The sequence below is a fragment of the Hoyosella subflava DQS3-9A1 genome (genome assembly GCF_000214175.1).
Lineage (GTDB): Bacteria > Actinomycetota > Actinomycetes > Mycobacteriales > Mycobacteriaceae > Hoyosella > Hoyosella subflava.
The window spans coordinates 1178520-1205221 of the sequence record NC_015564.1; the positions used below are offsets into that span (position 1 = coordinate 1178520).

The 26702-nt window shown below is 61.9% G+C and carries 24 protein-coding genes; 17 read left to right on the forward strand and 7 right to left on the reverse strand.

The features are described from left to right. The first annotated feature begins 11 nt into the window (after positions 1 to 11). From AS9A_RS05500 to holA, 11 genes are all read left to right on the forward strand, one after another. The gene (locus AS9A_RS05500; protein ID WP_013805936.1) at positions 12 to 1313 is read left to right on the forward strand and encodes a glutamate-5-semialdehyde dehydrogenase; all 1302 of its coding nucleotides are present in this window, start codon (positions 12 to 14) and stop codon (positions 1311 to 1313) included. A gap of 53 nt (positions 1314 to 1366) precedes the next feature. Then, complete coding sequence (locus AS9A_RS05505; protein WP_041450890.1) at positions 1367 to 2236, forward strand: AAA family ATPase; 870 nt, start codon at positions 1367 to 1369, stop codon at positions 2234 to 2236. 9 nt (positions 2237 to 2245) lie between these two features. After that, complete coding sequence (locus AS9A_RS05510) at positions 2246 to 3718, forward strand: vWA domain-containing protein (protein WP_041450891.1); 1473 nt, start codon at positions 2246 to 2248, stop codon at positions 3716 to 3718. A gap of 18 nt (positions 3719 to 3736) precedes the next feature. After that, positions 3737 to 4474: a nicotinate-nucleotide adenylyltransferase gene (gene nadD, locus AS9A_RS05515; protein WP_013805939.1), complete on the forward strand. Its 738-nt coding sequence runs from the start codon at positions 3737 to 3739 to the stop codon at positions 4472 to 4474. Beyond that, a complete protein-coding gene (gene rsfS / locus AS9A_RS05520; protein ID WP_013805940.1) occupies positions 4471 to 4851 on the forward strand; it encodes a ribosome silencing factor in 381 nt (126 codons plus the stop codon). Before nadD ends, rsfS begins: the two co-directional genes overlap by 4 nt. A gap of 11 nt (positions 4852 to 4862) precedes the next feature. Next, complete coding sequence (locus AS9A_RS05525; protein ID WP_041450892.1) at positions 4863 to 5531, forward strand: histidine phosphatase family protein; 669 nt, start codon at positions 4863 to 4865, stop codon at positions 5529 to 5531. Further along, positions 5521 to 6279 carry a diglucosylglycerate octanoyltransferase gene (gene octT / locus AS9A_RS05530; RefSeq protein ID WP_013805942.1) on the forward strand — a complete coding sequence of 253 codons (759 nt, stop codon included), beginning with the start codon at positions 5521 to 5523 and terminating at the stop codon, positions 6277 to 6279. The genes AS9A_RS05525 and octT overlap by 11 nt, the downstream gene beginning before the upstream one ends. A 17-nt stretch (positions 6280 to 6296) precedes the next feature. Then, the gene (locus AS9A_RS05535) at positions 6297 to 7139 is read left to right on the forward strand and encodes a DegV family protein (RefSeq protein WP_013805943.1); all 843 of its coding nucleotides are present in this window, start codon (positions 6297 to 6299) and stop codon (positions 7137 to 7139) included. A gap of 105 nt (positions 7140 to 7244) precedes the next feature. Beyond that, the gene (locus AS9A_RS05540) at positions 7245 to 8162 is read left to right on the forward strand and encodes a ComEA family DNA-binding protein (RefSeq protein WP_013805944.1); all 918 of its coding nucleotides are present in this window, start codon (positions 7245 to 7247) and stop codon (positions 8160 to 8162) included. Then, positions 8143 to 10569: a ComEC/Rec2 family competence protein gene (locus AS9A_RS05545; protein ID WP_013805945.1), complete on the forward strand. Its 2427-nt coding sequence runs from the start codon at positions 8143 to 8145 to the stop codon at positions 10567 to 10569. The genes AS9A_RS05540 and AS9A_RS05545 overlap by 20 nt, the downstream gene beginning before the upstream one ends. 1 nt (position 10570) lies before the next feature. Then, a complete protein-coding gene (holA, locus tag AS9A_RS05550; RefSeq protein WP_041451563.1) occupies positions 10571 to 11527 on the forward strand; it encodes a DNA polymerase III subunit delta in 957 nt (318 codons plus the stop codon). 63 nt (positions 11528 to 11590) lie between these two features. Here holA and rpsT read toward each other — a convergent pair whose 3' ends face one another. Beyond that, a complete protein-coding gene (gene rpsT, locus AS9A_RS05555) occupies positions 11591 to 11854 on the reverse strand; it encodes a 30S ribosomal protein S20 (RefSeq protein WP_013805947.1) in 264 nt (87 codons plus the stop codon). Positions 11855 to 12031: 177 nt separating this feature from the next. On the opposite strand from rpsT, the gene AS9A_RS05560 reads away from it, so the two are divergent. The 4 genes from AS9A_RS05560 to AS9A_RS05575 all read left to right on the forward strand — a co-directional run bounded on the left by AS9A_RS05560 (position 12032) and on the right by AS9A_RS05575 (position 16060). Beyond that, positions 12032 to 12520, forward strand: coding sequence for a DUF1648 domain-containing protein (locus AS9A_RS05560; RefSeq protein WP_013805948.1), 489 nt, complete (start codon positions 12032 to 12034; stop codon positions 12518 to 12520). A 108-nt stretch (positions 12521 to 12628) separates the two neighbouring features. After that, positions 12629 to 14236 (forward strand): circularly permuted type 2 ATP-grasp protein, encoded by a 1608-nt coding sequence (locus AS9A_RS05565; protein ID WP_049793847.1) that lies wholly within the window; start codon positions 12629 to 12631, stop codon positions 14234 to 14236. Between the two features lie 13 nt (positions 14237 to 14249). Beyond that, entirely contained in the window at positions 14250 to 15221 is a 972-nt protein-coding gene (locus tag AS9A_RS05570) for an alpha-E domain-containing protein (protein ID WP_013805950.1), read from the forward strand. Continuing rightward, positions 15218 to 16060, forward strand: a complete 843-nt coding sequence (locus tag AS9A_RS05575; RefSeq protein ID WP_013805951.1) for a transglutaminase family protein — start codon at positions 15218 to 15220, stop codon at positions 16058 to 16060. The genes AS9A_RS05570 and AS9A_RS05575 overlap by 4 nt, the downstream gene beginning before the upstream one ends. A 12-nt stretch (positions 16061 to 16072) precedes the next feature. Here the strand turns inward: AS9A_RS05575 and AS9A_RS22590 are convergent, their stop codons facing one another. Further along, positions 16073 to 17215, reverse strand: a complete 1143-nt coding sequence (locus tag AS9A_RS22590) for a peptidoglycan recognition protein family protein (RefSeq protein WP_013805952.1) — start codon at positions 17213 to 17215, stop codon at positions 16073 to 16075. Positions 17216 to 17485: 270 nt separating this feature from the next. Between AS9A_RS22590 and lepA the strand changes: the two genes are divergently transcribed. Continuing rightward, complete coding sequence (gene lepA, locus AS9A_RS05585; protein ID WP_013805953.1) at positions 17486 to 19342, forward strand: translation elongation factor 4; 1857 nt, start codon at positions 17486 to 17488, stop codon at positions 19340 to 19342. On the opposite strand, the gene AS9A_RS22595 is transcribed toward lepA, so the two are convergent. Continuing rightward, a complete protein-coding gene (locus AS9A_RS22595; RefSeq protein ID WP_083826460.1) occupies positions 19343 to 19921 on the reverse strand; it encodes a TetR/AcrR family transcriptional regulator in 579 nt (192 codons plus the stop codon). It lies immediately after the preceding gene. Positions 19922 to 19986: 65 nt separating this feature from the next. On the opposite strand from AS9A_RS22595, the gene AS9A_RS05595 reads away from it, so the two are divergent. Beyond that, positions 19987 to 20814 (forward strand): alpha/beta hydrolase family protein, encoded by an 828-nt coding sequence (locus tag AS9A_RS05595; RefSeq protein WP_013805955.1) that lies wholly within the window; start codon positions 19987 to 19989, stop codon positions 20812 to 20814. Here the strand turns inward: AS9A_RS05595 and AS9A_RS05600 are convergent. From AS9A_RS05600 to AS9A_RS05615, 4 genes are all read right to left on the reverse strand, one after another. Then, positions 20811 to 21596, reverse strand: a complete 786-nt coding sequence (locus AS9A_RS05600; protein WP_013805956.1) for a PhzF family phenazine biosynthesis protein — start codon at positions 21594 to 21596, stop codon at positions 20811 to 20813. The two genes, AS9A_RS05595 and AS9A_RS05600, sit on opposite strands and share 4 nt — an antisense overlap. Positions 21597 to 21746: 150 nt before the next feature. After that, the gene (locus AS9A_RS05605) at positions 21747 to 23264 is read right to left on the reverse strand and encodes an aldehyde dehydrogenase family protein (RefSeq protein ID WP_013805957.1); all 1518 of its coding nucleotides are present in this window, start codon (positions 23262 to 23264) and stop codon (positions 21747 to 21749) included. Next, positions 23261 to 24892 (reverse strand): GMC family oxidoreductase, encoded by a 1632-nt coding sequence (locus AS9A_RS05610; protein ID WP_013805958.1) that lies wholly within the window; start codon positions 24890 to 24892, stop codon positions 23261 to 23263. The genes AS9A_RS05605 and AS9A_RS05610 overlap by 4 nt, the downstream gene beginning before the upstream one ends. Next, positions 24892 to 26568, reverse strand: a complete 1677-nt coding sequence (locus AS9A_RS05615; protein WP_013805959.1) for a flavin-containing monooxygenase — start codon at positions 26566 to 26568, stop codon at positions 24892 to 24894. The genes AS9A_RS05610 and AS9A_RS05615 overlap by 1 nt, the downstream gene beginning before the upstream one ends. Positions 26569 to 26702: the final 134 nt, after the last annotated feature.

Below are 26702 nucleotides of genomic sequence, written 5' to 3' on the forward strand. Positions count from 1 at the left end.
CCCTGGTGGTCATGACTACGGGTATTCAGGGGTCCGCCGCCAGTGCCATCGAGACCAGCTCGTCGGGTGCGGAGGATCTGCGCGACGCCGTTCACGACGCAGCCCGCCGCGCGCGAGGGGCCGCGCGCGCGCTCGCTTTGCTCACCACTGAGGAGAAGAACCGGGCGCTTCATGCTGCGGCTGACGCTGTGCTCGCAGGTGCGGGGGACATCATCGCCGCCAATGACAGCGATATTGAGCGCGCACGGGCTGCTGGTACGGCGGAGAGCCTCCTCGACCGTCTGCGGCTGACCCAGGCTCGCGTGGAAGGTATTGCTTCCGGGTTGCGGCAAGTGGCGGGGCTGGCAGATCCTGTGGGTGAGGTTCTGCGCGGCACGACGCTGCCGAACGGGCTTGAACTCGTGCAGAAACGTGTCCCCCTCGGTGTCGTTGGAATCGTGTACGAAGCGCGCCCGAACGTAACAGTGGATGCGTTCGGCCTGGCGCTGAAGTCCGGAAACTCCGTGCTGCTGCGCGGGTCAGGCTCGGCAGCGGCATCGAATGCCCAGCTAGTCCATACTCTGCGCCGATCGCTGGCAGAACTTGGCCTGCCTGCCGATGCTGTTCAGCTGCTGCCTAGCGAAAACCGCGCCTCGGTGACGCACCTGATTCAGGCACGCGGGCTCGTTGACGTTGTCATTCCACGCGGAGGCGCTGGGCTGATCAGTGCGGTCGTGCGCGACGCGACCGTGCCGACCATCGAGACGGGTGTCGGAAACTGCCACGTCTATGTGCACGGGAACGCTGACCTGGACATGGCCGAAGAAATCGTTCTCAACTCGAAGACCCGTCGGCCGAGTGTGTGCAACACGGCGGAAACTCTACTTATCGATGAGTCAATTGCCTCGACCGCACTGCCACGTCTGATGAAAGCGCTGGAGAAGAGCAACGTCACCGTGCACGGTGATTTGCCGGGAATGGTTCCCGCGACGGACTCCGACTGGGGCGACGAGTACTTGAGCCTCGATATCGCGATCAAAGTGGTGAGCGGTATCGATGAGGCGATAGAGCACATCGACCGATGGGGAACCAGCCACACCGAAGCGATCGTCACGCAAGATCTCGCGGCCGCGCGGGAATTCACGAACCGGGTTGACGCGGCGGCGGTGATGGTGAACGCCTCCACCGCCTTCACCGACGGGGAGCAGTTCGGCTTCGGTGCCGAAATAGGTATCTCCACACAGAAGTTGCACGCACGCGGCCCCATGGCGCTACCCGAACTGACCTCGACAAAGTGGATCGTCTGGGGAGCGGGCCACACCAGACCGGTGTGACAGGTCTGCCCAGCGAAAGCTGACTTAGGAAAGGACCCGGATTGGACCGTTCCATGCCCGCCGCCCGCCCGATATTCTCGAGCCCCGCGGATGTCACTGATCGACTCGCTGAGACCGGCTACCTTGCCGACACCGCGACCGCGACCGCAGTCTTTCTCGCCGACAGGCTGGGTAAGCCACTGCTTATCGAAGGGCCCGCCGGAGTGGGCAAGACGGAACTAGCTCGCGCGGTCTCACAAGCCGCAGGCGCAGCGCTCGTTCGTCTGCAGTGTTACGAAGGCGTCGATGAGGCGCGGGCCCTCTACGAGTGGAACCACGCTAAGCAGATTCTCCGTATTCAGGCCGCACACGAAAACAGTTGGGAGGAAACCCGCGACGATGTTTTCTCCGAGGAGTTCCTGCTGTCCCGGCCGCTTCTCACAGCGATCCGGCGTGCAGATCCCACAGTGCTGCTCGTCGATGAAGCCGACAAGGCAGACATCGAGTTCGAAGGGCTGCTCCTCGAAGTTCTCAGTGATTTCGCGGTCACTGTCCCTGAACTCGGCACGATTGAGGCGGTGCGTCGCCCGTTTGTAGTCCTCACGTCAAATGCCACGCGGGAACTTTCAGAGGCACTGAAGCGCCGGTGTTTGTTCCTTCACATGGACTACCCGGATCCCGAACGAGAACGCAAAATTCTTGCGTCGCGGGTCCCCGAACTGCCAGAAGCATTCGCGGAGCAACTGATTCGGGTCATCAGCGTGCTACGCGGTATGCACCTGAAGAAGGCGCCGTCCGTGGCGGAAACCATCGATTGGGGGAGGACGCTGCTGGCGCTCGGTCTGGACACCGTCGACGATGCCGCCGTCCGCATGACGCTAGGAGTAGTGCTGAAACACCGCAGCGATCAACTGCGGGCCGCCGCCGAACTCAGATTGAACTGAGGACTTGCGATGGCGCAGCACCATAGACCGAAGCCCCCGAAGGGTCCCGCGGGCCGGGGTCCGCTCGCACCATACGGGCTGCCTGGGCATCTGGCGGGATTTGTGGAAGCGTTGCGCGCCAAAGGGCTTCCGGTCGGTCCGGCTGAGACTGTTGATGCTGGGCGCGTCATCACCCACCTTGACCTTCTCGACCGGGCGGTGTTGCGCGAGGGTCTTGCCTGCGCTTTAGTCCGCCGTGCGACACACCGGCCCATCTTTGATGGCCTATTCGACCTGTGGTTCCCGGCAGCAGTGGGCGCGAAGGTTACTCCGGACTCGAAGTTCGACGTTCCGCGCACTCCGGACGGCGACATCGACGTCCCCGCACTGCGAGATCTGCTTGCGGAACTACTCGCCAGCGACTCAGCGTCTTTACAAGACGAGCTTGACTCCGTGGTCACCATAATCGTTGACGAACTCGGTGCGTACCGGTCCATCAACGGGGAGTCCCATTCGGCGTATCAGGCAATGCAGTCGGTAGCACCCGATGTCGTGATGAAGAAGGTGCTCGATGGGCTTCTCAAGCCGCCTGCGGACACACCGGAAATCTCAGAGGCCCCGGAACCGTTCGCCGAAGAAATTGCGAAACGTAATGCGGCAGATCTGGTCGCGCGGCTGCGCGGCTCAATTGAGCGGGAGACCCGTCGCCGCGTTGCGGAGCGTCTCGGCAAAGAAAGAGTCACCTCCTATGCGGTGCCGAAAGTGGCTGAGCAGGTGGACTTTCTGCGAGCGTCCGATGATGATCTCGCCGCGTTACGGCGCACGGTTGCTCCGCTAGCCAGGTTGCTCGCGACGCGGCTCGCTGCGCGGCGGAAGCGTTATCGCGCCGGCGCGATCGATATTCGCCGAACGATGCGCAAATCGATGACCACTGGCGGAGTGCCAATTGAGCTGGTGCTTCACACTCCGCGGCCAGCGCGCCCCGAACTCGTGGTGCTATGCGACATGTCGGGATCGGTTGCGGGATTCAGCAACTTCACGCTCCAGCTCGTTCACGCTCTGCGGGAACAATTCTCGCGCGTCCGCGTGTTCGCGTTCATCGACACCACGGACGAAGTCACAAATTTTCTTGACGCGGGTTCCGAGCTCGGCGTCGCCGTCTCGAGGATGATCCGTGAAGCCCGCCTGATCACCTACGACGGGCACTCCGATTACGGGCACGCGCTGGGTACTTTCGTCGAGAAGTTCGGTGATGCGCTCACCAGCCGGTCCTCGTTGCTGATCCTCGGTGATGGACGCACCAACTATCGCGACCCGAATCTGGCGGCGCTCGCGCACATGGTGACGCTCGCGAAGCACGCGCATTGGCTGAACCCCGAACCTGCCCGGCAGTGGGCGACAGGTGACTCGGCTGCGGAGGCGTACCGGCAGCTCATCCCCATGCACGAATGTCGCACCGCGGAGCATCTCGCAGCGGTCGTTGCGCGGCTGCTGCCCGTGTGACCCGTAAGGTGGACTCTCGTGCAGCAACAGCCTGAACCAGGAGGGCGCGAAAAACCGAAACGCCGAATAGGCGTAATGGGAGGCACCTTCGATCCTGTCCACAACGGCCACCTCGTCGCAGCGAGCGAAGTTGCGGACCGGTTCGGGCTCGATGAAGTCATCTTCGTCCCTACTGGGCAGCCGTGGCAGAAGGCCGACCGGGACGTTAGCGCCGCGGAAGACCGGTACTTGATGACCGTCATCGCGACAGCGTCGAACCCGCGTTTTTCGGTCAGTCGCGTCGACATCGATCGTCAGAGCATCACCCGCACCGTCGACACTCTGCGGGACCTGCGCTGTATGCATCCGGACGCGGAGCTCTACTTCATTACCGGAGCCGATGCGCTGGCGAGCATATTATCGTGGCAAGCGTGGAAGGAACTGTTCGATCTCGCGCGGTTCGTGGGTGTGAGCCGGCCTGGCTATGAATTGCATATCGAGCACCTCTCCGGTCACCTAGGCGACTACCCGAATGACACAGTGACGCTGATAGAGATCCCCGCGCTGGCGATCTCGTCGAGCGAATGCCGAGAGCGCGCCCGTTCGGGACGCCCCGTCTGGTATCTCGTCCCCGACGGGGTGGTGCAGTACATCACGAAGCGCGGTCTTTACCAGCCGCAAGACCGCGATGCTGCATCTGCGTCCGCGCCAGGGCAGAATAACGTGGGCAACGATGTCCAGGGGAACCATGATCAGACTTCAGGAGACGACACGTGACAGCATCCGATGATGCGATCCGCGCGGCACGCATTGCCGCTCTCGCCGCTGCCGACAAGAAAGCGACCAATGTGGTCGTGCTAGACGTCTCCGAGCAGCTGGTGATCACGGACTGCTTCGTCATCGCGTCCGGCTCCAACGAACGCCAGGTGACAGCGATCGTCGACAGCGTCGAAGAGAAGCTACGGGAGGCTGGCCACAAACCAGCCCGCCGTGAAGGCGCACGGGAGGGACGCTGGGCGCTCCTGGACTACGTGGACGTCGTCGTCCACATTCAGCACGACGATGAACGCAACTTCTACGGTCTCGAGCGGTTGTGGAAAGACTGTCCCGCGATCGAGGTCGAGGGCCTCGACGCCGGATCCGCTCCGAGCTGATAGGGCGCCTGATGACTACGCCAGCCAGGGTCCGGCGTCTCATTCTGCTCCGCCACGGACAGACCGTCTATAACGCTGATGCGCGCATGCAGGGCCAAATTGACACCGAGCTCTCCGAACTCGGAGTTGACCAGGCCGTCCGCGCTGCCCAGGTACTCGCCCGATGCAAGCCATCAGCAGTATTTTCGTCCGACTTGAAGCGCGCGCACGACACGGCGCTCGCGCTAGGCGCGGAATCGGGCCTCGAGGTGATCACTGATGCGCGTCTGCGCGAAACACACCTCGGATTGTGGCAGGGACGGACGCACACGGAAGTCGATACCGAGTACCCCGGCGCACGCGCCTACTGGCGAGACAACGCGACGTGGGCCCCGCCCGGCGGGGAGAGCCGCGTCGATGTCGCTCGGCGCTCTGTGCCAGTCGTTGAAGAACTACTCGAGGCCGATGAATACGCCGACTGGTCGACGCGCCCGATTGTGCTCGTTGCCCACGGTGGTCTGATCGCCGCCCTGACCGCTCAGTTGCTTGACTTGCCGGTGGCGCGCTGGCCGATCCTCGGGGGCCTCGGCAACGCCAGCTGGGTTCAGCTCCGCCATTTCAGCACCGCGGAGCAGACCAGCGGACAATGGCGGCTCGATGTGTGGAACTCGTCTGCTGAGGTCGCCCCCGATGCCGTCTGACACACGCGATGCGCTGCTGGTTCTTGGTGATTCACTGGCGTTCTATGGGCCTAAGGGGGGATTGCCGGCCAACGACCCGCGGCTCTGGCCGAACCTCGTCGCGGAGGAACTTGGTCTGAAGGCGCATTTGTGCGCGCGCGTCGGATGGACGACGAGGGACGCATGGTGGGCTCTGACACAGGATCCACAGGTATGGTCGGTGATTCCGCGTGCACGTGCAGTGGTGATCGCGGTAAGCGGCATGGACTCGCTGCCGTCACCACTGCCGACAGCGCTTCGCGAACACATCCGCTATATCAGGCCGCCGGTTCTGCGCCGTGTGGTCCGCGGAGCCTATCGTCACGTCCAGTCAGCCCTGTCTCCCGTCGGATGGCCAATGGCGCTGCCACCGCGCCTCACCGTGTGCTACTTGGAGGAGATGCGGTCTGCCCTCAACGCGGTGCGGCCCGATCTGCCCGTAGTCGCCACCTTGCCAGCCCTGCAGCACAGCAAGTACTACAGCTATTCACAGCCCGGACAGCCCCGAACTTCACGGGCAGTGTCGAGGTGGGCCGCGCAGCATGCGGTTCCGCTTGTCGACCTAGCTGCTGCCACGATCACTCACCTCAAAGCAGGTGAGGGCAACCCAGACGGCATCCACTGGAATTTCGACGCGCACCGCCGGGTTGCCGGACTCATGCGCGACGCTATCGTGTCCGGTGTGGGTGAAACACTGACTCATCCCGAAGACGACCTAGGCCAGGCCTAACGAAAGACGGTGCAGCTGTGGCAGTCATCGTGGTAACTGACTCGTCATCCACCCTGCCTGGTGAAATAACCGGCCAATACGGCATTCACGTAGTGCCACTGCATATCCTCTCGGGCGGCCATGATTTCCGTGAGGGCATCGACGCGATCCCGGATTCGGTGTGGCGGGCAACGGGAGTCTCCACGGCCGGTGCCTCACCGCTGGAAATGCGGGAAGCGTTTGAGCATGCTCATCGACTCAGCGGCGGTGACGGTGTAGTCGGCGTGTTCATATCTCGCCAGCTTTCGTCGACATGGGATGCGGCGCGACAGGCCGCACAGGAGGTTGGGAGAGTGCGAGTCGTCGACTCTGCGGCCGCCGGGCTTGGACTGGGCTTCGCGGTGCGGGCCGCGGCGATGGAGGCCTCGAACGGTTCCGACCTTGACACGGTGTACTCGGCTGCCGTCGACGCTGCGGAGCGCGCATACTCATTCGTCTATGTGAACCAGCTCGACAACTTGCGGCGAGGCGGACGGATCGGGACCGCCGCCGCCATGTTCGGAACTGCCCTTGCGATCAAACCGGTCCTGCAACTCGCAAACGGGAAGCTGACTGTGCGCGAGAAGACCCGCACTGCATCGAAAGCGCTTGTCCGCCTCGTCGATGTTGCGGCTGAAGCCGCGCGTGCCAAAGGATCTGGTGGTGGGCTCTGTGTGGCAGTGCAGCACCTTGAGGCGGAAGAGCGTGCACACGAGGTGCTTGAGCGTTTTACGAAGAGGATTCCAGAGGTGGAGGAATCGCTCGTCGGTGACCTTGGTGCGGTGCTTGGCGTCCACCTTGGACCTGGCGCGCTGAGCATCTCGGTCTACCGGCACCCCTGACCTGGCGACCGCGAAGACGCCGTTGTTATCCACAGGATCAAGTTATCCACAGGTGGTCGTGGAACAGAACTGACGGCACCGCCCGCTAGTGGCTACCTTCGCATCATGCATGACGAAGGCCGAACTGCCGACGACGCCCAGGCACGTTTTCGGCAGCTGATGGAGATGCCGACGAGGGCATCAGGTTCCCGGCTGCCGAATGACGCCGGCCTGTCCCAGCAGGACAACGACACCGACGGCGCAGCTGCACCTTGGTTCACCGAGGAGGAGCAACGGCCAGCGCCTTGGCGGCAGCGAATACGCCTCGACCTGACCAGAACCGGAGCCATCGCGCTGGTTGGTGTCGGGTTGCTCGGCGCACTATTCGCAGGTTTTGTGATGCTCAGGGACAGTCACGGCAGCGGCGCGACAGTGGGAGTAGTGCCAGTCACGGACGGAACAGAACTGGCGGCACTGAGCGCACTCGACTCCGCGGACCCCGGTCACGGCCATGGATCCTCGCAGGGTATCGAGGAATCTTCACACGTCGAGGTTGTGCAGTCCGCCCATGTAATCGTGAGTGTCGCGGGACATGTCCAGCTGCCCGGCCTCGTCGAGCTGAGCGAGGGTGCGCGCGTAGCGGACGCGCTCAGCCGGGCGGGAGGCGCCCTGCCCCAGGCGGATCTCATCACCCTCAACCTTGCACAGCCACTCGCCGATGGTGACCAGATCGTCGTGGGGCGGCGGGACGGAGGTAGTGACGAAATTCCGCATGTCAGCATGATTCTCCGTACCGGTGTCCCGGTGATGGCGGCGGACCCAGGTGGAGCTGTAGGTCACGCCACCGCGGCACCTCTCGTCAACCTCAACAGCGCGACTGAAAGCGACCTAGTTTCCCTGCCTGGCGTTGGTCCAGTCACCGCTGGCGCGATAATCGAATGGCGGTCAACGAATGGCCAGTTCAGCAGCATCGAAGAGCTGAGGCAAGTACGGGGAATCGGTCCGGCAAAACTTGACCAGATCCGTGACCACGTCACTGTCTGACGCGCCTCCACAGCCGCGCCACGGCCGGGCACTCGATGTCAGACTGCTGCCAGCTGCGCTGCTGACATGGGGTTCAGTTCTGCTCGCCGCGTACACCGGCTACCGGCCTGTGCTTACTGGTGCGCTGATACTCAGCGTGGTTGCCCTCACGCTTGCGGCGATGCAGATCCGTGCCGGTAACACAGTTAATCGCTCAGTGGTACGTGTACTGGTCGCCGCGATGCTGTTCGGTGCCGCGGCATGCGCTGCGGCCGGGGCGCGCGCATATTCGGCTGAAGTGAATCCGCTGCGCAGCCTGGCCGGCGAAGCATCTACGGCACAGCTGGAGGTGGTTGTGCGCAGCGATCCCCGGCTGGTCACACCAGGCCCAGACGGGAGGCCGCGCTTCCTGATTCGCGCTTCCGCCAGCGCCTACCAGTCGACAGCAAAGTACGACCAATGGGCACAGGCCCGCGGGGAGCTCACGGTCTTCGCGAGTGGGCCCGCGTGGCACAAGCTCCGTCCAGGAGAGACAGTTGTCCTGCGGGGGCAACTCTCCGAACCTTCCCGGCGGGATTTCACTGTCGCGACAATTTTTGCCCGCGGCGATCCGAAGGTCATCGCGGGGTCCTCCCTGCTGCAGCGGAGTGCGTCGGATGTTCGGGCATCGTTTGTCGGAGTAGTTTCGTCCGTCCTCGGTGAGGAGCAAGCGCAACTTCTGCCCGGTCTGGTGATTGGCGACCGTTCAGCGATGTCACAGCAGATGCGTGACGACTTCATCGCGACGAGCCTGACACATTTGACTGTGGTGTCCGGCACGCACGTGACGATCGTGTGCGGTGCGGTGCTGCTCGTGGCCCGGTACGCGACCGGATCGAGGCGGCTGTCCGCCATGGTGACTGGTGTTGCGCTGCTGTGGTTCGTGATCGTGTGCCGTCCCGAACCTAGCGTGCTGCGAGCTGCCGCGATGGGTTCGGTGACACTCCTCGCCCTCATCAGCGGGCGACGGCGGCAGGCGTTGCCGGCACTGCACGCGGCTGTCATCGTCCTGTTGCTTGTCCGGCCGCAACTCGCGACGGATCTTGGCTTCGCATTGTCTGTCACCGCTACCGCGGGGATCGTGGTTCTCACACCGCCGTTCACAGATGTGCTGGTTCGCAGGGGAGTGCCGAAGCTGCTCGCGTCCGTGCTGGCTGTCTCAGTGACTGCGCACTTCGTTACCGCCCCGCTCATAGCGGGGTTTGCGGGGCAATTCAGTGTCGTGGGCGTTCTCGCGAATCTCCTTGCCGCGCCCGTTGTGACTGTCTCGATCATTGGTGGCTATGCGGGCCTCCTGCTTGCGCCGTTATGGACGAGCGGGGCAGAAGCAGTTCTGACTGTGACTGGCTTACCAGTCACCTGGCTGCTCGCTGTGGCGAGGTACTGCGCGGGTCTGCCACACGCGCTGATCACGGTACCTGCGGGCCTTTCGGGGGCGGCCGCGATGATGGTGGTTATCGTCGCGGGGGTTCTCTCGGCTCGGTTCCACCGTTCGCGAGGAGTGGTTCTCGCGGCGGCGGCCGGCTTCGTGGCGCTCTACGTTCCGGTGAAGCTGCTGACGTCCGCGGGGCTGTACGGGCCTGGCTTCCCGCCCAATGACTGGGTAGTCGCCGCGTGCGATGTCGGCCAGGGAGACGGGTTCGCGCTGTCACTGGGCTCTGGGGCCACCATCATCGTGGATTCCGGACCTGACTCGGAGGCGATTGACAGGTGTCTCAGGCGTCTACGGGTTCGCGAGATTGATCTCGTCATCCTTACGCATATGCACGCAGACCATGTCACGGGCCTGATAGGTGTGTTGCGTGGCAGGCAGGTGGGTGCTGTCGCTGTGGGTGTGGCGCGCGATCCCAGCACGGGCTTCGACGTGGTCCGGGACGCTGTGGCGTCGGCAGGGGTCGCCCTGGTCGAACTGAACGAGGGACTGGAACTGCCGCTCGGTGACGCAGTTCTGCGCGTCCTCGGTCCTCCGGCAGCCCGCGCGCAGTACCTTGCGCCGAACGACCAGTCACTGGTCGTGTCCATCACGTCGCGGACACACCCTTGGCCTGGCTTCACGACGCTGTTCACGGGCGACGCAGAAGAGGAATCACAGCAGTGGCTGTTAGCCGAGTACGAGCCGTCGGAGTTGCGGGCAGATGTGTTCACAGTTCCGCATCACGGCGCGGGGACGACAATACCGCGGTTCATCACCACCGTCGGTCCGTCGGTGTCACTTATCGGTGTGGGAGCCGACAACTCGTACGGGCACCCCCACGCTGATGTGGTCGCGACTCTTCAGGCAGCGGGCAGCATCATTGGCCGGGCTGATGACCACGGGCTTGTGGCGGTGGTGGCGCGGGAGGGAGAGTTGATCGTGGTGGGAGAGCGGGCCAGTGTGCCAGTATCGTGACGTGCCAACAGTCGAGCCGCTGCATCTTCTCCTCGGCGACGAGGAATTCCTGATCGAACGGGGAGTCGGGTCTGTATTGTCCGCTGTCCGCGCTGCATCTGGAGACAGCGATATCCAGGTGAGCCGGGTACGCGCGGGCGACCTCGGCACCGCGCAGCTAGCTGAGTTGCTCAGCCCGTCTCTTTTCGGTGAGGACCGGGTGGTTGTACTCGAGTCCGCGCACGAAGCGGGAAAGGATGCCGTTGCGCTTGTGCGGGACATCGCTGCCGACCTCCCCAGCGGAGTCACCCTGGTGGTGATCCATTCGGGTGGCGGGCGCGCGAAAACCCTTGCCAGCGACCTGCAGAAGCGCGGTGCCGAGGTGCACAAGTGCCTGAAACTCAATGCCACGGAGCGTGCTGAGTTCGTGCGATCGGAGTTCCGTTCGCATGGGGTCCGAGCGTCTCCTGACGTCATCGCCGCGCTGGTCGAGGCCGTTGGCTCGAATGTACGTGAACTTGCTTCGGCTTGTTCTCAGCTGGCCGCCGACACCGGCGGGAGAGTCGACGCCGCGGCAGTCGCACGCTATTACTCAGGCCGTGCGGAAGTGAGCGGCTTCGACGTCGCGGAAAAAGCGGTCACGGGCAGCCGTGCCGCAGCGCTGGAGGCGCTTCGATGGGCCCATCACAGCGGTGTGCCGCACGTCGTTCTGGCTGACGCGCTGGGGGAGACCGTCCGTGCCATCGCGCGGGTGAGCGCAGCAGGGCGGGGTGACCCCAACCGCCTCGCACCGCAACTCGGTATGCCTCCGTGGAAGGTACGGAAAACGCAGGCACAGGCGCGGAACTGGAATCCGGACACGTTGGGGCGAGCTCTCGGAATCGTTGCTCGTCTCAACGGTGACGTCAAAGGCGGCGCGGCCGACACGAGTTATGCCCTCGAACGTGCGGTTATCGGCGTGGCCGACCTCGCGCGCTGAGAAGCGCGCAAAAGAGCCGCACAGGGACCCCTGTGCGGCTCTTTTGACGAGTTGGGTGAGAACTCAGCCGAGCTTGTTGTAAGCCTGCGCCATCGCAGATTTCTTGTTGGCGGCTTGGTTCTTGTGGATGACACGAGCAGTCGCAGCCTTGTCGAGATGACGGCTCGCCGCCTGCAGGAGCTCTTTTGCTTCGGTCTTATCGCCTGTGGCAGCCGCCTCGCGGAACTTCCGGATGGCGGTGCGCAGCGCGGACTTAACCGACTGGTTGCGGAGCCGGTTACGCTCGTTGGTGCGGATCCGCTTCACCTGGGACTTGATGTTGGCCACGCGTACAACCTCTGGTCAGTTTGGTATTAAAGGGAAAAACTGGCACTTCCCGTAGCCTTCGCTCAAGGCGTGAGGGGAGTGCGTGCGCAGCAGCCATTGGCTGACCGTGCGCGCCGAAGGAGAAGGCTACCACCTGCGGCGACCTCATTACAAACGCCGCATGTACTGTCGATACTGATGGGCGAAATGTGGCAAGACAACAATCCTCGCTGGAAGGCGTATCTGGGGTTCCCAGCACTGGTCGTAGCGGCGACCATGGTGACGATACTGATGTGGCTTCCGGATCTTCCAAATCAGATTGCGACGCAGTGGTCGGCTGACGGACAGGTGACGAGCCAGAGCTCGCCCACCGTCATGCTGATCACCTATTTGCTGCCAATCTTCGTCGCTCTCTTCATCCCACTCGTCATCGGGCACTATCAAACGGGTGACTCATCGCTAGCACAATGGGGCATCCGTCTCGCGTACGCGCTGGGCTGGTTCGTGACGGTCCTGATCTCCGCGCTGGTTCTTCTGCTGCTTTCTGGACAGCGTGGCGCTCAGGCGGCTTTCGATGCGCCAGCGCCTAGCTGGTCTGTGATCGTGATCGCGTTCGCGGCCGCTCTGGTTTCCGGAGTCGCAGGGGCGACGCTGGCTCCCGTTACCAAATCTGAAACGCGACCTTAACGCCCGATGCGCCGAAGTAGCGTGCTGTGTGAGTGGATCTGTAGCACCATTGAGTGAGTGAGTTCCCGAACGAAGTCGCTGAGCGCGCAGAGCGCGCTATACGAGGCACTGCACAAGTCCGACGATCCCGCGTCCGGCAACGGTGAGTACGTCTTTGGGGGGTACGCGGACACGGGACCGCATTATGAGCACTACGCCCTCGCACACGACGAGATGTTCGACGGCGAAGGTAATGTGCGGTCGGCGTACAAGGGCATTTTCAAAGCGCTCGCGCCAGCAACAGCGAATGACCTCGCCGCACGGGCAGATGCGTTGGGACGTGCTTTTCTCGATCAGGGCATCACGTTCTCGCTGTCCGGGCAGGAGCGCCCGTTTCCGCTTGATCTGATCCCGCGCGTGATTGCCGCTGGCGAGTGGACGAAGCTGGAGCGGGGAATCAAACAGCGTGTACAGGCGCTGGAACTCTTCCTCGACGATGTGTACGGCGAGCAGAACATCCTGCGAGATGGAGTGTTGCCGCGCCGGCTGATCACGTCATGCCAGCACTTCCACCGCGAAGCAGCGGGCATTGTCCCGCCCAACGAAGTCCGCATCCACGTCGCGGGGATCGATCTGATCCGTGATGATTACGGAACGTTCCGGGTACTCGAAGACAATCTGCGCTCGCCGTCAGGTGTCTCCTACGTGCTGGAAAACCGACGCACAATGACGCGGGTTTTCCCGGATCTGTTCGCAAGCCACCGGGTGCGTGCGGTAGCCGACTATCCCGCATATCTGCTTCGGGCGCTGCGCAACTCCGCTGCGCTGAACGAAGCCGACCCGACGGTTGTTGTGCTGACGCCCGGCGTGGCCAATTCTGCGTACTTCGAGCATTCACTTCTCGCTCGGCAAATGGGAGTCGAACTTGTCGAGGGCCGGGACCTGTTCTGTCGCGACAACATTGTTTACATGCGCACGACCGAGGGTGAGCAACAGGTCGACGTCATCTATCGTCGCATCGACGACGAATTCCTCGATCCGCTGCAGTTCCGGCCCAATTCGGTTCTCGGGGTTCCCGGCATCTTGAACGCTGCCCGTGCAGGGAACGTTGTGATCTCCAGCGCTGTCGGCAACGGCGTTGGTGATGACAAGCTCATCTACACCTATGTGCCGACGATCATCGAGTACTACCTGAACGAGAAGCCCAGCCTGCCCAACGTAGATACATTCCGCTGCTGGATTCCCGAGGAACTCGAGGAAGTGCTCGACCGGATCGACGAACTCGTTGTGAAACCGGTGGAGGGATCAGGCGGATACGGGATTGTCTTCGGGCCGGACGCTTCGCCCGCGCAGTTGAAGAAACTCTCCCGCCAGCTCCGTGATTCGCCGCGGGACTGGATAGCGCAGCCTGTGGTCCAACTGTCGACGGTGCCGACCAAATCAGGTGACGAGCTGGCGCCGCGTCACGTCGACCTGCGGCCCTTCGCAGTCAACGACGGCGACGACGTATGGGTGCTTCCCGGTGGCCTGACACGTGTAGCTCTGACGGAGGGTTCTCTGGTGGTGAACTCCAGCCAGGGCGGGGGAAGTAAGGACACGTGGGTGCTGGCGACGACGCGCTCGGCGGCTCAGGACCGCGAACTTGCGGGTGAAGAGCTTGTCAGTGAGGTCAAGACCGCGCACAAAGCGGAGACCGGGCCCGAACTTGCGATCGACCAAGAACAGCAGCAGCAGTAGGAGGTGACGGTAGGTGCTGGCACGAAATGCAGAATCGCTGTACTGGATAGGGCGGTACGTCGAACGCGCTGACGATCTCGCGCGAATTCTCGATGTCGCAGTCCATCATCTCCTGGAGGATTCGACGGTCGATCCAGATCGCGCGTCACGGGTGCTTCTCCGTGTTCTGGGCACTAATCCGCCGGATGGTCCGCTCGACGTGTGGTCGCTGACTGAACGCGTCGCATACAGCCGTGAGGATTCGGGGTCCATCGTCGACTCGCTGACCAGCGCGCGAGACAATGCGCGGGGTGCGCGTGAGGTGACGTCCGCCGAGATGTGGGAATGCCTGAACACCACCGTCAACGGCCTCGCGTCACGTGAGCGCGCGGCGCGCCTGCTCGGGCCACACGAGTTCTTCCGTTACGTCGAGGAACGCGCGGCGATGTTCGCTGGTTTGGTCGATACGACACTGAGCAGGGACGACGGCTATCGCTTCTTGATCCTCGGTCGTTCCGTGGAGCGGATTGACATGCTTGTGCGTCTGTTGCTGTCGCGGGCGGGCGATAGAGCCTCGTCCCCGTCGTGGGTGACCGTGCTGCGTTCCGCGGGCGCACACGATACGTATCTGCGCACATATCGGGGTGCTCTTGATGCGGGCCGCGTCGTCGAGTTTCTCCTTCTCGACCGGCTGTTTCCGCGGTCAGTGTTTCACACGATCCGGACAGCAGAGGTCGCACTGGAGGAACTTGATCATCGTCCGCGCAGCAGGATCGGTGCGCGTGCCGAAGCTCTCCGGCTGCTTGGGCGCGCTCGAAGTGAATTGGAGTTCCTTCGTCCGGGCATGCTCCTCGAAGACTTGCAAACGCGGCTTCTCAGTCTTCTCGAATTGTGCACCGAAGTGAACGAAGCCGTCTCCTTGCAGTACTTCCATTCCGCCCCCTGGGTCGCATGGACCGATGCGGGGACTCGTGTTGATGACGTCCATGTGGAGGCTGAACTGTGAACACCCGCATGCGAATCGTCCACACCACGGGCTACGCGTACGAAGCTCCAGTGACGAGGTCGTACAACGAGGCGCGGCTGAGTCCGCGAAATGAGCCGCGCCAGAACGTCATTCTTAACAGGGTGGAAACGACCCCGGCCACGCGCTCGTACCGCTACACCGATTACTGGGGCACGCAGGTGACTGCTTTCGACCTGCACGCCCCGCACACAGAACTCGAGGTCGTCGGATCCTCGGTGGTCGAGACAGATGGCAGTACGCGTCCCGAGGAGAAGGTCACCTGGAAGGAACTCGCCACCGACCGCGTCACCGACTGGTTTAACGAGGCGCTCTCCAATACCCGCTACGTCCCGTACGACAAGGAACTAATAGGTGTCGCAAAGGAGCTTAAGAAGGGGAAGGCTCCTGATGACGCGGTCGCGGAAATCGCGGGCTGGGTACATGACAGCATGTCCTATGTGCCCGGTACCACCGGTGTGCACACTTCTGCGGTTGAAGCGTGGGAGGAACGTAAGGGAGTGTGTCAAGATTACGCGCACCTGACACTGCTGATGCTGCGCGGTGTTGGCGTTCCGTGCCGCTACGTCTCTGGCTACCTGCACCCACGTAGTGACGCTGCCGTCGGAGAGACGGTTCAGGGGGAAAGCCACGCATGGATCGAGGCCTGGACTGGTGGTTGGTGGGGCTTCGACCCGACCAACGCGATCGAGGTGACTGAGCGCCACGTCGCGGTGGGTGTGGGCCGTGACTACAGGGATGTGCCGCCGTTACGAGGTATCTACATTGGTGGCGAATCGAATGCCCTCGACGTGGTCGTCGAGATCACCCGTCTAGCGTGAGCTCCGGGGCGCCTACACGTCCTGAATCTCGACGGGAATGACCTCAGCCACAGTCGTGGACGCGGGCACCACTCCGGCGGCGTTGTGCGCGGGGGCCACACCAGAGTTGAGGCGCTGTGCGACAGCGGCGCGGATGTCGCGGAAGTCCATGGCGACGGCGTCGCCTGGGCAACTCGTCGAGTTGAGTTCCCGGTGCTGCGCCACCGACCAGACGAGGGCGGTGGCGCCAGTGCCGGGATTCGTATAGCTGGTTTGTCCTAGAGGGTCGATGTTGAGGGCGCGACATAGTTCGGTGAGTACGGCGATAAGGGTCTCGCGGGCCGCCTGAGTCGGCGCCCGGCTCGTGAAGTCGCCGAGCAGGCAGATTCCCAGGTTGCCTTCGTTGAATGCGTAGGCGTGCCCGCCCACCACGAGTTGGTCGAGTGACGGACCGCTACCACTGAAAACAGGGGATTGGAGGTCACCGGTGCTACGCCCCGCATAGATCAGGCCCCCCGGGTCAATGAGCAGGTGGTAACCGATGTCACCCCAGCCGAGGGTCGCTGCGTGGTAGCGATGGATGCCCCGTACGGTCGCGGCGGCGTTGCGAGCGGTACCGATCGCAGAGTGATGCACGGTGATGATCTGCGGGGTGGCGAAGCTAGGGCTCCACCGCAGAACCCCGCTCGGACGCCGGCCGAGCGACTCTTCCGCGCCCCAGCCAGCGCGCGTGATCACCGGAAAGGAGAACAGGTCTACCGTTTGGTATAGGGGACTGGTCGCATCTCGTAAACCACTGATCGCGACTGGCGTCGCCGCAGCGAAAACATCGTCATTCTCGATTTCGATGCTCGTGCATTCAGGCGGAATCGGCACCAGGTCGGCCGCGGTCCCGTAGGGCTGGAAATCAGGACTATGCGAGGTCGGCCTGACCGGGATCCATTCGCCAGCGGACGTACCCGATGTGAAGCGGATGCGAGCGCTTGCGGTGGGCCTCTGGCTAAAGGTGACGCCGACGAAATCGGCTTCTTGAGGAGGTGGCACCGGCTGCCCAATGGGCAGGATATGTCGTTCGCGGGGCGTGGCGAGGGCGGGCGCAGCACCCGAGCTGATCGCCGCTGCGCTGGCCACGGCGAGCGATGAGCCGACAACGAACTTCCGGCGGTTGATTGCCATCCGCACTCCTTGACCTCACAAGCAAATCTTTTGCTTCGAGGGTGGTGGAATAGGCGCGTGCTTTTATCAGAACCGCCCACCTTGTGACTGCCTCGTTAGTCACTCGTGTCGCGGTTGCCGCCGCATATCGTCGTGTCTTTCCGGTCACCCGATGGGCAGGCTTTTTCTTATGTCCATCGAGTAGCCATAGAATCAACACCCTAAGGGTGTTTGCACGCACGTTTGCTCGCTCAGCATCCGCCGCCAACTGATCGCCACGTAAGGAGCCGAGTGCCTAGCTTTGCGGACACGACGTTCACCGATCCATCCCGGATCCGGAACTTCTGCATCATCGCGCACATCGACCACGGGAAGTCGACGCTTGCCGACCGTATGCTGCAGCTCACGGGGGTGGTCGACGCGCGATCAATGCGGGATCAGTACCTCGACCGTATGGATATCGAGCGTGAACGTGGCATCACTATCAAGGCACAAAATGTGCGTTTGCCGTGGAGCGTAGAAGGCCCTGACGGAACGAAGGACGACTACGTACTCCAGGTAATCGATACCCCCGGGCACGTCGACTTCACCTATGAGGTGTCCCGCGCGCTCGAGGCGTGCGAAGGCGCGGTTCTGCTTGTTGACGCGGCACAGGGGATCGAAGCACAAACGCTCGCGAACCTGTACATGGCGCTCGACCGTGAACTGGAGATCATCCCGGTTCTTAACAAGATCGATTTGCCTGCCGCTGATCCTGATCGCTACGCGGAAGAGATCGCGCACATCGTCGATTGCGAGCCTGAGGACGTGCTCCGCGTATCGGGAAAGACGGGTATCGGGGTTACCGAACTTCTGGATGCTGTGGTGAAGAAGGTGCCACCACCGGTGGGCGACTCGGATGCGCCCGTACGAGCAATGATCTTTGACTCGGTCTATGACACGTACCGCGGCGTCGTCACCTACGTGCGCGTAGTGGACGGCAAGATCACGCCACGGGAGAAGATCCTCATGATGTCGACGAAAGCGACACACGATCTGCTCGAAGTGGGCATCATCTCGCCGGATCCCAAACCGTGTGCCGGACTCGGCGTCGGTGAGGTCGGATATCTCATTACGGGTGTGAAAGATGTTCGCCAGTCACGAGTTGGGGATACGGTTACCGTTGCGCGGAAAGGTGCCTCGGAAGCGCTGACGGGTTACCGCGACCCAAAGCCGATGGTGTACTCCGGCCTGTACCCAGTCGACGGCTCCGACTATCCGGACCTCCGTGAGGCACTCGACAAGCTGCAGCTGAATGATGCCGCGCTCACGTACGAGCCGGAGACCTCGGTGGCGCTTGGATTCGGTTTCCGCTGCGGCTTCCTTGGTCTTCTGCACATGGAGATCACCCGTGACCGGCTCGAGCGTGAGTTCGGGCTCGACCTGATCTCGACCGCACCCAACGTCGTGTACCGCGTGATCTTGGAAGATGGCGCGGAGACAATCGTGACCAACCCGTCTGACTGGCCGACAGGGAAGGTCCGGTCGGTCTTCGAGCCTATGGTGAAATGCACGATCATCACGCCGTCAGAGTTCATCGGCCCAGTGATGGAACTCTGCCAGTCTCGCCGTGGCGACATGAAGGGCATGGACTATCTTTCGGAGACTCGAGTCGAGATGCGCTACGTGATCCCGATGGCAGAGATCATCTTCGATTTCTTCGACGCATTGAAGTCGCGCACTCGGGGTTACGCATCACTCGACTATGAAGAGTCGGGTGAGCAGGAAGCGCAGCTTGTGAAGGTCGACATCCTGCTGCAGGGGGAGGCGGTGGATGCGTTCAGTGCGATCGTGCACAAAGACGCCGCGCAAGCCTATGGGAACAAGATGGCCAACAAACTCAAGGATCTCATTCCCCGGCAGCAGTATGAAGTCCCGATCCAGGCGGCCATCGGTTCGAAAATCATCGCACGCGAAAATATCCGCGCAATCCGGAAAGATGTTCTGGCCAAGTGTTATGGCGGTGACATCAGCCGGAAGCGCAAGCTGCTCGAGAAGCAGAAGGAAGGCAAGAAGCGGATGAAGACAATCGGCCGCGTCGACGTCCCACAAGAGGCGTTCGTGGCGGCGTTGTCGACGGAGTCTTCAACCGACAAGCCTAAGAAGTAGTCACTGGTGGCCGGTGACGCCACGGAGAAGCCATTCGAGTCCGGTCGTGAAATTCTGGCGCAAATCGCGCGGCTGTAATCGCGCGGTGGCGTCGGCTTCAACAGAGGACTGGGCAGCCATCGCCGCGAAGCCAATCGTGTAGACGATCAGCACGCGCTGGGCTTCGCGGGCCGCACCGGCGCCTACCCCGGCCCGCTCGAGGAGTAGCAGCATCTGGTCCCCGAGCCGCCAGGCGTTACTGCCGCGCGCGCCTTGCCGGGCAAGGAAGAGCGGGACAAGTTCACCGTGTCGGAGCAATGTGTCGTAGGTGGACGTCATCATCGTGCTCAGTGCCCGCGTGGCATCTTCCTCAGCGGGGGAGGGAACTGCGGCGAGGACATCGTCGAGCAACTCGTCGATGAGCGCCTGCTTGCTCGATGTGTGGCTGTACAGGGCATTTGGTGCGACACCGAGCACGCGGGCGATCGCCCGCATGGACAATCCTTCCTGGCCTTGTGCTTTGAGCAGCCCATGGGCGGCATCGAGGATGTCACGCAGGGTAATGCCTGCCCGTTTCCCGGGCCCTCGGGGTACCGTCACCTTGCTTACTGTACACCGTCCAGTTACATTGGACGGTGTACAGTTCGTACCTTGAGAGGACCAACATGAACCTACAGCGCGGCATCGCGGCAGGCGTCCCTTACGTGGCGAAGCCCCCTATGAGTGGGACGGCAGAGAATGCGCCTGTGGTGTTCGGCTGGCATCTCATGGACTCTCCCCGGAGTGAGGTGGCATTCGAGGCCGCTGTCCCGATGGAGGGCCTCGACGCCTGGCGCATCTATCTGGGGCTTCCACTATGCGGTTCCCGTATGCCAGCGGGTGGTTTCGACGAGATCATGCAACTGGGAATGGAGGACGCGGTCCTCAATCTGCAGGGTCCCATCGCTGACCAGGCTGCGCGGGAGTTTGCCGATGTCTACCCACTTCTGAGGAAGAAGCTTGGTTTCGGAGACGCCGCGCTCGGCGTGATGGGCGGATCACTGGGTGCTGCGATTGCTTCCCTCATCATTGCCGAACAAGTCATGCCGGTCCGTGCCGCAGTACTCGTGTCGCCACTCCTGCAATTGCGGGCAGTTGTCGCAGCGATGAGCCGCGTGTACGGGATCAACTACGACTGGACTCCCGAAGCGAATCAGGTTGCGGACCGGCTCGATTTCGTTGCGCGTGCGTCGGACTTCGCGCGTGCGGGAGCTCCGCCGGTCCGCGCCATCCTCGGTGCGGACGACGAACCCGATGGCTTCATCGAACCCGCCGAAAACTTCATTGGCGCACTTCGCTCAGTTTACAACGGAACCCCCACTGACCTGCACTTCGTCGACAATATGGCCCATGCGCTCGCCGACGAGCCGGGTTTAGAGGCAGGACCGCAGCTGCCGCACGCCAGCAAAGTAGACGCTCTGGCTGTGGAGTGGTTCGCGCAGCACCTGCGCTAGCTGAGCTCGCCCGACATGACGGTGACCGCGTCGCCACCGATCATTACCCGGCCAGGGGTCTGCAGACGCAAGTACACGTCACCTCCACGGACAGAACACTGGCGCGCGAGAAGCTCAGATCGCTCGAGCCGCTCCGCCCAGAAGGGCGCGAGAACGGTGTGCGCGCTCCCGGTCACGGGATCTTCAGGCACCCCCACCGACGGTGCGAAGAATCGGGAAACGAAGTCGTACTCAGGTGAACCTGCAGCCGTGACGATAACCCCCCGCGCGTGGATATGCTTCAGCAGCGCGAGGTCGGGTGTGAGGTCACGCACCGTCTCCGCGTCGGGCAGTTCCGCCAGCAGGTCACCCGTGGCTCCGGACCAGACACCCACAGGTTTCACGCCCAGAGCGTCAGCGAGGCTTGGCGGTTCTTCAGCGGGCACCGGGGCCGCGGACGGGAAGTCCATCCAGTAACGGCCGTCCGTGTTGGTGACGACGAGTTCTCCACTGCGAGTGAAGAATCTGAGCGGACCAACCGAGGTTTCACCGGCAAGAACGTGCGCCGTCGCGAGCGTCGCATGCCCGCAAAGGTCCACCTCTGTGGTCGGCGTGAACCATCTCAGCTCCCACCCGGCATGGTCCGCCAGGTGACGGGCGAATGCTGTTTCGGAAAGATTGAACTCCGCCGCTACCTGCTGCGCCCACGCGTCCTCGTACTTCTGGTCCATGAGGACAACGGCCGCGGGATTTCCCGCGAACGGGCGGGAGGTGAAAGCGTCAACAATCCAGAACGGTGGCATCCGACAAGCCTATCGGGGTTGATAGATGTTCAATGCGTCCGAGATATGCCGATGCGATGTCGCCGCCGGGGCTCTGGCTGCGCCCCGGACCTACAAGAACCCCAGACCTCACGGACGCCCTGGGGAGGCTTCGCTATCCGACGGTCGAGACTACTTCCGGCCGAACATCAAAACCAGCAGGCGTTCGAATGCGCGGGACCTTCTTGCCGAATTCGGAAACATGGTGAGCTCGTGGGAAGGTGCGAAACGGGTGGTGAGGATGGTGTGGGTATCACAGTATTTGCGAATGCCCTGTGCTCCGTGACGACCGCCGAGGCCGGATTCGCGCGAACCGGCGAAGGGTACTTCCTGTGCCAGATAGCTCATGATTGCATCATTGATCCAGGTGTTTCCTGCGACAAGTCGGCGTGCTAGCCCTTCGGCCTTCCCGATGTCTCGCGTGAAAATGCTTGATCCCAGACCGTATGTGCTCTCGTTCGCGAAATGAATCGCTTCATCCGCGTCGGAGACCTTCATGATCGGCAAGAGGGGCCCGAAGGTTTCCTCCGTCATGCATTTCATTGTGTGATCGACATCGACGAGGACGGTCGGTTCGAAGAACCTGCCTGGCCCACGTCCGGGATTTCCGCCGACAAGTATTCGGGCGCCCTTCTCAAGCGCGTCATCTACATGGCTCTGAATGACATCCATTTGGGCGGGGTACGTAATAGCGCCGACATCGACGGTGCCGTAGCCACCCGGTAAGCCCTGAAGTAACGCAGCTACCTTCTTGACGACCTTGTCGACGAACAACTCGTAGGCAGACTCCTCGACATACACGCGTTCGACGGCCATGCATATCTGGCCAGAGTTGCGCATCGACCACTCGACGGCGATGTTTGCAGCGCGTTCAAGGTTCGCGTCGGCAAGGACGATCATTGGGTCTTTTCCCCCGAGTTCGACGGAGCAGGGGATTAGCCGTTCGCCGCACCGAGACGCGATCTGGCGTCCGGTGCGAGTCGAACCCGTGAACTGAATCATGTCGGCACGGTCGACGAGCGATGCCCCTGTTGCCCCTCCGCCGGAGGCTGCTACTATCACGCCTTGCGGGAATCCGACCTCGAGCGCGCCCTGAACTACGTACTGAACAGCGAGAGGTGCGTACTCACTGGGCTTGATCACAACAGAGTTGCCGGCCATCAACGCGGGCAGCGCATCACCGATACTGAGGGTGAGAGGATAGTTCCACGGTGCAATAACACCCACGACGCCCAGTGGCCGGTAATGTACTGTGATTTTTTTGCCCAGCACAAGAGGTGAGTGTGTGCGCGGAGACTCGGGGGCGAGATACTTGGCAGCGTTCTTAGCCCAGAATCCCATCGAGTCAGCGATATAGAAAACCTCGGCAAGTAGCGCATCTTCCCGTGTTTTTCCATTCTCGGCAACGATAAGGTCAATTATGTGCTCGCGATGCTGGATGAACCAGGATCTCCAGGCTCGCACCAGTCGTGCGCGTTGGCTGAAATCCATTGCCGCCCATTGCGGCTGCGCGGATCGGGCACGAGCTACCAAATCCTGAACATCCTCGGCGTTCATATTTCTGATGCTGCACAGCACTTCGCCTGTCGCAGGGTTCTCAACTTGGATCATTGTTCCGCTCTGGGAATCGATCTCAGAGATAGAAGTCATTCCGCTCCCGCCTCCCGCGCGACTGTAAGGCCAGATGAAGCATCGAGGTCCTCGTGCCGGGCAAAAGCGGCGCATCGTTCGCCGATCATGATAGTGGCGGCGTTCGTATTGCCCCGGATGATGGTCGGCATAACAGATGCATCGGCCACCCGTAAGCCGTCAATGCCGTGGACCTTCAGGTTCGCGTCGACAACACCAGTTTCCGGTGAACCGATTCGAGCCGAGCATGAGGGATGGTACGTGTGCTGGACGGACGTGCGTATCCAAGCGGCTATCTCGTCCCGCGTCCGCACAGAGGTGCCGGGTGTGATCTCGGTTCCGAGGACCTCACGTGCCGGAGCTGCGGCCGCGATCTCTCGTGCGAGCGTGACGGCATCGACCATCTCATCCATTTCTGATCGGTCGGCTAGCATGTTGTAGCTGACCGCAGGTTTACGTCCTGGGTCGGCGCTGCGGATCCGAACGGTCCCCCGGCTGCGCGGCGCGATGTAAGACATTGCGATGGTCGCGGCCGGTCTATCCCAGGACATCGCACCGTGGTTGTAGAAGAAACCGGGAGCAAACAGTACCTGGAAATTCGGGGCGGGCATCGAGGAATCGGTGCGGAAATGCCCACCAGCTTCTGCAACGTTGCTCGTGAGCTTGCCGCGCCTGTGCCTCAGCCATGTGACCAGGTGCCGAGGGTTCTCCGCGTCGAACAAACCGACCTGCCCCTCCTTTAGCTCATGCGTAAGGTAAACCAGCGGATGCTCCATCAAGTGAAGCCCGACTGCGGGCAGATCTTCGATTGGCTTCACCCCGACCGAGCGCAGATATGGAGCCGGTCCGATACCGGAATGTTGGAGCAGCGCCGGAGTGTTGAATGCTCCGGCTGCGAGGATCACCTCGCTTTTCGCCAGCAGTCGCTGGAGATTTCCTTTCCTATCGGTTGTTTCGACCCCCGCGGCGCGGCCATGTTTTATCAGAATTTTCGTAGCGAGGGTCCTCGTTCGGATGGTGAGGTTGGGTCGTCGGCCCGCCCTTAGATACGCATCCATTGCGCTGCAACGCATCCCCTTGCGCTGGGTGACCTGAAACTGGCCTACACCTTCTTGAGTGGCGCCATTGAAGTCGTCGTTCCGGTCTACCTTTAACGCTTGCTCTGCAGCGTCGATGAGGGCCGAACTGACTGGGTCAAGGTTAGGAATTCTGGTGACGTTCAGCGGGCCTGCTGTGCCGTGAAAGCCGTTGCTAAACTGCTCGTTGTGTTCTGCGCGCCGGAAGTAGGGCAGGACGTCCTCGTACGACCATCCATCCGCCCCGTCTGCCGCCCACTGATCGTAGTCCTCACGATTTCCCCGGATGTAGATCATCGCGTTCATCGAGCTGCTCCCACCGAGCACCTTGCCTCTGGGGGAGAAGATGCGGCGACCATTCAGATGTGCCTCTGGTTCCGTCCAATAGTCCCAATCAAGTTTCGAATGGAACTGCTTGGCGAAGGCGGCAGGCGCCACTACTTCCAGCCTGCGGTTCGACCCGCCCGCTTCGATCAGTAAAACCCGGGCAGCCCGATCCTCGGTGAGCCTCCCGGCCACTGCGCAGCCACCGGATCCAGCACCAACAATGATGTAGTCGTATTGCTCTGACATTAGTTCTCCGTACGCGTTGAAGAAGTTCGCGGCTGCTCAGGGTGAGAAGCGGATCTCGAGGAATAGTGATCGCCGTAGAGGCTTCGTAGCGTGATTCTTGGGCGCTCCAACCCTTCGCTTCCCGCTCGGATTGATGCGTGCGTTCGCGCCGCTGACGTCACCCTGTATTCGTAGTCGTCCAGAGAGAACGTGCGCGCGGCCGCCCACGCCTCGCGAGTGGACGTCGGACGGACGAAGGTGGTGTCACCGTGGCCGTCGTAGTAGTAACTATTTGCCGAGTCGCAGTTGCCGAGGGCCCACAGTGACCGGGTCATTCGCTGTTGCGCGAACTTTGTCCATCTATCCGCCGCCTCCTCACGCACTTCAACAGAAGTCGCTCTGCGGTTGCGAGCCTCCCTGATTACACGCGTAATATGCGTAGTGGCGGTTTCAACAAGATCATGCCATGTTCCGCCCACCCATCCGTACGGACCGAATATGATGAAGTGGTTTGGTAATCCTGGGAGCGAAACACTTTCGTACGAGCGGGCCCGGTTCTCGGCATAAAATGTCGCGAGATCAAAGCCGTTCCTGCCGCGGACCGGGTTTTCAATGTAGTTAGTGGGGTCCGTCGCCACACAGAAACCCGTGGCGAGGATGAGTACGTCGACCGTGCGCTCTTGCCCATCCGATGTTGTAATCCCGCTCGGCGTAACTCGGCTTATCGGGCCGGTGATGAGTTCGACATTCGTCCGGTTAAACGTTCTGAGGTAGGTGTTTGAAGTTGCGGGACGCTTACAGCCAAAATCGTAGTCTGGTGTAAGCCGTCGGCGGGTGCGCTCGTCTCGAACTTGCATCCGGTACCAGACCCCGCGAAGCAGACGTGTGCCGGTGCGGTTAACCTGGACCAATTTTTCATGTTTTAGTGCAATACCCGTAAGGAACGCCTCCATCGCGCGGGCAGAGCCGTTTCGCGCGAGCCGCCGGGCTGGGGGAAAGGCGTGGAATATGGTGGTCGCAACCCGCGGAATTGCGAAATCCGGTTTTGGGGTTACCCAAATCGGGGTGCGTTGGTAAACGTCGAGCCTAGCTACCCTCTGTGCGATTTCAGGAACTATCTGTACAGCGCTCGCACCAGTGCCGATGATGGCGACGCGCTTACCTGATAGGTCGACGCTGTGATCCCACGAGGTGGACTGCAGAACCGTACCCGTGAATTCTGTCAACCCGTCGATCGCGGGGGGCTTGGGCCGAATAAACGGTCCGATGGCGCTGATCACGAACCGCGCGGTCACGGTCTGGCCACCCACGGTCAAGCGCCAGAATTGCGCCTCTTCGTCCCATTCGCGGGAGGTAACCTCGCAGTTTAGGCGGACGTAAGCCCGAATGCCGTATCGTTCTGCGCACGAATCGATGTAAGCCTTCACCTCAGCCCCCTTGGCGAAGATGCGGGACCAATCAGGCTTCAGATGAAATGAAAATTGGTAGCCATGTGATGGCACGTCGACGCCGACGCCAGGGTAGGTGTTGTCGCGCCATGTGCCGCCGATGTCCGGTCCGCGCTCGAACAGAACAAAATCTTCAATGCCGGCGCGCTGCAGCGCGATTGCGGTGCCGATGCCGCTGATTCCAGCCCCGATGATCACAATCTCATGGTCGGGCAGCTGTAGCTGACTAGATGCGCTTGTAGTTGTCACGCGCTCTCCATCCTCGCTGAGTGTTGGGACAACCCTAGATCGAAGATTGTCGTTTGTCGAGACGAAGCGACAAAACAGTCTCATTGACTAATGATGCACGCTCGGGTTTGATTGAAGACGTGCAACACCAGCGA

Excerpts from the sequence above, each read along its gene's own strand:
- AS9A_RS05500 (WP_013805936.1), top strand. The coding sequence starts at position 12 with ATGACTACGGGTATTCAGGGGTCCGCCGCCAGTGCCATCGAGACCAGC.
- AS9A_RS05505 (WP_041450890.1), top strand. The coding sequence starts at position 1,367 with ATGCCCGCCGCCCGCCCGATATTCTCGAGCCCCGCGGATGTCACTGAT.
- AS9A_RS05510 (WP_041450891.1), top strand. The coding sequence starts at position 2,246 with ATGGCGCAGCACCATAGACCGAAGCCCCCGAAGGGTCCCGCGGGCCGG.
- AS9A_RS05525 (WP_041450892.1), top strand. The coding sequence starts at position 4,863 with ATGACTACGCCAGCCAGGGTCCGGCGTCTCATTCTGCTCCGCCACGGA.
- octT (WP_013805942.1), top strand. The coding sequence starts at position 5,521 with ATGCCGTCTGACACACGCGATGCGCTGCTGGTTCTTGGTGATTCACTG.
- AS9A_RS05540 (WP_013805944.1), top strand. The coding sequence starts at position 7,245 with ATGCATGACGAAGGCCGAACTGCCGACGACGCCCAGGCACGTTTTCGG.
- AS9A_RS05560 (WP_013805948.1), top strand. The coding sequence starts at position 12,032 with ATGGGCGAAATGTGGCAAGACAACAATCCTCGCTGGAAGGCGTATCTG.
- AS9A_RS22590 (WP_013805952.1), bottom strand. The coding sequence starts at position 17,215 with ATGGCAATCAACCGCCGGAAGTTCGTTGTCGGCTCATCGCTCGCCGTG.
- AS9A_RS05595 (WP_013805955.1), top strand. The coding sequence starts at position 19,987 with ATGAACCTACAGCGCGGCATCGCGGCAGGCGTCCCTTACGTGGCGAAG.
- AS9A_RS05600 (WP_013805956.1), bottom strand. The coding sequence starts at position 21,596 with ATGCCACCGTTCTGGATTGTTGACGCTTTCACCTCCCGCCCGTTCGCG.
- AS9A_RS05605 (WP_013805957.1), bottom strand. The coding sequence starts at position 23,264 with ATGACTTCTATCTCTGAGATCGATTCCCAGAGCGGAACAATGATCCAA.
- AS9A_RS05610 (WP_013805958.1), bottom strand. The coding sequence starts at position 24,892 with ATGTCAGAGCAATACGACTACATCATTGTTGGTGCTGGATCCGGTGGC.